The organism is Bacillota bacterium, from assembly GCA_024655925.1.
In the GTDB taxonomy this organism is placed as follows: domain Bacteria; phylum Bacillota; class DTU025; order DTU025; family JANLFS01; genus JANLFS01.
Genome location: JANLFS010000148.1, coordinates 1 through 4,874 on the forward strand (window position 1 = coordinate 1; position 4,874 = coordinate 4,874).

The window sequence follows — 4,874 nt, forward strand, 5'->3', positions numbered from 1 at the left end:
CAATAATCTTGCCCTATTTTGAAGAACCCGGTCAACCCTTCCTTGACTGTAGGCCTAACTCTTGATAGAATAAAAAAGCGTCGGGCAGTGGCGCAGCTTGGTAGCGCGCTTGGTTCGGGACCAAGAGGCCCCGGGTTCAAGTCCCGGCACCTCGACCATTCTTTGGATCATCCACGGGCGGGCGCTTTGGGCCCGCCCTTCGACTTCGTAGAAGTTGGTCACACTGTGACGATGCACCCTGACGTCTCGTTGCCTTTGTGACCGGCGCTGTAGTATAATTAAGGGGCAATCTTCTCGAGCGCTCAAAGGAGTAACTGCTCCAGGAGAGATGGCCAGCCAGACTCGGATATAGGTTGACGCGAGAGTGGCGGAACGGCAGACGCATCAGACTTAGGATCTGACGGGGAAACCCGTGCGGGTTCAAATCCCGCCTCTCGCACCATGACACTTTGAAACGCCCCACTAGCTGGGGCGTGTATTATTGGTGGCGACTGGCATTGCCCAATCGCCACCCGTTTACCTCTAATACCAGCTAGAAGGGCTAGGTGTGGCACACATCCGTTCTCCTGCCGATCTCGCATAACGGTTTCTGACGCCCCCATCTCAGCCGGGCGACATATCATGTCAGGGAAACAAACAGAGCTCCTGAAAAGGCGCTGGGTGCGCGGTCCAGCAGAGGGACTGTGGTGCGTCCACACTGCTTCCGAAGTTGCCGGCTGCGGCAGGAAAGAGCGCCCGCAAGCAAGGCCCACGCCAGTCAGGGCCTCACCTGAAGGCACCCGGGGTTATGGGACGACTCAACGTCGACCGTAATCTCAAGCGCGGCAACTACCCGAATCCATGGGTCAGTTTTGCGGTCGAGATCACCAAGGATCTCAAGTGCCGCCGTGTGGAGGACTCGCATCCGGATGAGATTGGCGGATAGTGACCTCTCGAAATGCTGGGCGTTGCCCCCGCTCTGCGGAAGCGAGTCCGAAGCTGATGGAGACTCTGGGAGGAAAGCCGGCCCACCCACGCGAAGCCGTATATGCTGACTCCTCGAAGATACCCTTAGCAACGAGATGAGCCGGATGCCTCTGGATGACCCATGGTCTGCGTCTGGTCCGCTTTGATGTCCAGGCTCATCCCAGGAACGAGCTGAGGCTCGTCGTTCGATGGTGCCTGTAAACGCCCAGAACTGCGCCGACTACTTCTTTGACCATGCAGAAGAGTGGTAGGATTCGGTCGGGGAAGTCCAGTTGGCAGGTCAGTTTCCATATGTGGTGTCGCCGTGGCCCGCCGCCTGGTTCGAATGGAAGATCGACAATGGATCCATCTGCTGCCGAGGACACTTCAAGGACTACCGGGAAGGGCGTGAGCTGTCTGGATGATGTCACGATCTCTACTGGTGGGACATGCAGGTGTGCAGCAACAGAGACACTTGGGTTGTTGAGAAGGTGTGCAGAGTAAACACGGAATGACGGCCAGCATGGCGGCGCGACAGATATTGCCCACCACATCACAGCGACTGGCGCGTCTACGCAGGGGTTCATCATGGCAATGAGCTAATGGGCGCAGCGACTACTGGGGCTGAAACATCCTGAAGGCTCGATCCACCAGTCTACTGAGGGTGCCGTGCCTGTCCTTGCTTGGGACCGACTTCGTGTGCTTCTTGAGCCACCGGCGGATACGTCCCACTGAAAGCCGAGCTGTTTGAGTTGGTGAGGCGCAATCTGAGTCCTCCGGAGTCTCGCGAGTGCTGCTGTCACACGATCCCCCTCCTTCCCCGACTCCTGTGTCATATGGATGTTCCCATCATTGTACGATGGGGTTTCCTCGTTGCCCTTATTACATATCTCGGCTTCACCCCGTTCAATATTGTTTCATATCCGGAGATTGCATCGATGGTTCCAGTGGAATTCTACGCACCACCAGCCCGTCAGTTGATAGGTTGCTGCCCTAACCCCGTACCCAGGTAAGGGGCGGATTGTCCAGTCAATCACATACTCCTATAAAGCCGCCATCTCGCTATTCATGACGGTGTCATGTTCACGGATTCCTCGTAAGTCTCAAAACGCTGTGATACCCTCTCGCTCCTGGTCCCGTGCTCGGTCGCGAGGATCGCGATAATCCACCCACGGGTCGCCGGCAAGAATCCCGCCCGCCTGATCCAGGCAGTCCGCCTCTCGAAGCACGGTACCGGGGGCAGACGTACACTATGCCCTCCCTGCAGGATTCGGGGTGGATGAAGTCTGCCCAGGAGAATGCCTCATTCTCAAGAGATCGGTTGAACCCCCTGCAGGGGCTCTGGGTAAGCCGCCCAGGAGGGGGGTCCACGTCATGCCGCCCCCAGCAACTGGGGAGGCAGGAGTAGTATGCCCGCACGCAAAGCCCACGGCGGTCGGGGCTCCCCCGCGGGCATCTCAGGCCAGCGGGATCTTCTCTCTCAACTCCACCGCACGCTCTCCCGCGAGCAGCAGAGTCGGAGGGGGGCTGGCCCAGTTCAACCCGCCGAGCCCCTCGAGCGTCCCGCGCCGTCCGCAGGACCAGCACCAATAGGTGGCCGCGGCCGGGTCAAACTCAGGTGTTTCAACCTTACCGTAGTAGGGGCGTCCGACGATCGCAAGGATCTTTGGTCTTACCTCCATCTCCCAGCATATGAGACTCACGAGCTTCGACTCGGGAAGACCTCTAGAAGGACACCCCCGAAAAGAAAAGCCGGCTGCGAGGGCACATGCCACCCCCACAGCCGGCATCGCTTTTGGGTGAGTAAGCATCGTGATGATCGTCTCTTGCCTGGCCCTACGTCTTATGGCCAGCTTAGAGCCTCGCAGGCTTCCCTCTACCCACTAGGGTCCCCGAGTACGCGTATCGCTCCGTTGCCGAGATGCCCTCATACCCGACCCATTCTCAGTGCAGCACCTTGTGCAGACACCACGTACTACGGACTGTCCCCAAGCTCCTCACGAAAGGCCTTCATCAGCTGTGTCTGCCGGTCTGATACGGGCTTCAGCTTTCCAACGAAGAAGCGGAGGATTGCGGGCTCCTCGGTAAATGTCAGTCCGCCGGTTGAATCACGGTGGCTGTATAGCCAAATGATACGGTCGATGGCGTATTTGACCTGCGAGAGGATGAATACCCGTCGGGGCGTTGCCAGACGAAGCAGTTCCATCTGTGAGAAGACTTCACTCCCATCAGAATCACGCGCTTCGCTCATTGTGCCGCGCTCCATGCCTCGTATGCCGCCTGCAATATAGGGGGCTGACGCCAGCGCACCGGCGGGGTACTGATGTTGCGGCACGTGAGGCAGGAATTCCACTGCATTCAGGTGGCAGCCCAGCCCGCCCGCAGGGGTGACAACCGGCACGCCCGCCTGAAGGAGCTCATCGGTCATGTACTGAATGAACTGTGGCCCTTGGGAAATGATGTCTTCGTCCATTGTCTCGTCCAGTCCAACAACAAGCGTCTCCATCTCGCGCACCGACATGCCACGGTAGGTCAAGAAGCCCTCAAAAAGGGGTGCCAGCTCGCGCATTCTCGCATATAGAGCGCCATCACGAATGCAGATCCCACCGCCCCTTGCAGAGCCCAGCTTGCGGGCAGAGAAACAGATGATATCCATCTCGTCCGCCAGTGCGCGGGTGATCTCTCGCATGCTCATGTCTTTGCAGGCTGCCTCACGCTGTTTGATGAAGTGCAGGTTATCCTGCAGAAGACTGGCATCCAGCACGGTCAGGATACCGTGAGCGCGGCACAGAGCTGCAACCTCCCGCATTGTGGAGCGAGAAAGGCTGCCCACCAATCAAATTGGTGCCCGCCCCCGGTCGCACAAATGGAATGTTCTCTGCCCCCTGCTCGGCGATGACCTGCCCCAGCTTGTTCAGGTCAACGTTGCCCTTGAAGGGGAACTTGCTGGTCGGGTTCAAGCCCTCGTCGATGACCACTTCGACAACGCTTCCGCCGTTTCTGGTGATATGTGCCTTGGTCGTGGTGAAATGGAAGTTCATCGGCACAACATTTCCGGGTTTGGCCAGTGTTGATGCAAGAACGTGCTCACAGGCTCGCCCTTGATGGGCAGGCAGAAAGTACGGCATGCCAAAGAGCTCGATCAGCTTGTTCTCCAGTTTGGTGAAAGTTGCCGAACCTGCGTAGGCGTCGTCGGCGACCATCATAGCCGCCATCTGCTGGTCACTCATTGCATTGACACCGCTGTCGGTCAGCATGTCCAGGAAGACGTCGCAGTTCTGGAGTAGAAACGTATTGTTGCCCGACTCTGTAATTGCTTCGAGCCTGCGCTCGATGGGGGGAAGATTGAGCTTCTGTGCGATGCGCACCTTGTGCGTCTCAAGAGGTAGATGCTCGCCTGTGAAAAACCGTACGTCTGCCATGAAAACACGTTCCTTTCATCGATGTGTGCCCTTTGGCGCGGTACGCCCATACCGCCGGGGAAACAAAACAGCACTCATCCCCTGCCTTCGCGAGAGGACGAGCGCCAAATCCCGTGTTACCACCTCAATTCACTGGCGACTCACGATGCCAGCCTCTTCGAGTACGACGCAATACTGCGCGTATACTCTATCACTGTAACGCGTGAACCCGTCTCAATCTACCCGGCGCAAACACGCCTTTGGGTGAGCAGCTACCGACATGTATTCAGAAATGATATCCCTGCCCCTCGCACCAACCGGGAACTCTCTGTCGGGATGTCCCCATTCCCTACTTCTTCTCGGTCATCGCCCTTACGCCATACAGGTTTGTTCTTTTTTCTATCAGAGTTGACCATGCTCGCCAAGCGCCAATTTCATCTTGTCTGAGTCAAGAAGTAGTGGGGACCTCCCCTTTCCTCGAATCGGTTGCGCCTACGGCTGGGGAATCTGACCGTCCGCGGACCGTGC

Annotated in this window: 2 protein-coding genes, 1 tRNA gene and 1 pseudogene; 2 read left to right on the forward strand and 2 right to left on the reverse strand. The window is 57.8% G+C overall.

Annotation, left to right across the window (positions count from 1 at the left end; all coding sequences use genetic code 11):
* The first annotated feature begins 358 nt into the window (after window positions 1–358).
* Both NUW23_15000 and NUW23_15005 read left to right on the forward strand, forming a co-directional pair.
* Window positions 359–442 (forward strand) — tRNA-Leu (locus NUW23_15000).
* A 345-nt stretch (window positions 443–787) separates the two neighbouring features.
* The gene (locus tag NUW23_15005; protein ID MCR4427468.1) at window positions 788–925 is read left to right on the forward strand and encodes a hypothetical protein; all 138 of its coding nucleotides are present in this window, start codon (window positions 788–790) and stop codon (window positions 923–925) included.
* 1,477 nt (window positions 926–2,402) lie between these two features.
* Here NUW23_15005 and NUW23_15010 read toward each other — a convergent pair.
* Together NUW23_15010 and NUW23_15015 are read right to left on the reverse strand one after the other, a co-directional pair.
* Complete coding sequence (locus NUW23_15010; GenBank protein MCR4427469.1) at window positions 2,403–2,627, reverse strand: hypothetical protein; 225 nt, start codon at window positions 2,625–2,627, stop codon at window positions 2,403–2,405.
* A 293-nt stretch (window positions 2,628–2,920) separates the two neighbouring features.
* Window positions 2,921–4,367, reverse strand: a pseudogene (locus NUW23_15015) (tryptophanase).
* Window positions 4,368–4,874: the final 507 nt, after the last annotated feature.

Bases quoted from the DNA above. Each gene is read 5' to 3' on its own strand.
- NUW23_15010 (MCR4427469.1), bottom strand. From the start codon at position 2,627: ATGGAGGTAAGACCAAAGATCCTTGCGATCGTCGGACGCCCCTACTAC.
- NUW23_15005 (MCR4427468.1), top strand. From the start codon at position 788: ATGGGACGACTCAACGTCGACCGTAATCTCAAGCGCGGCAACTACCCG.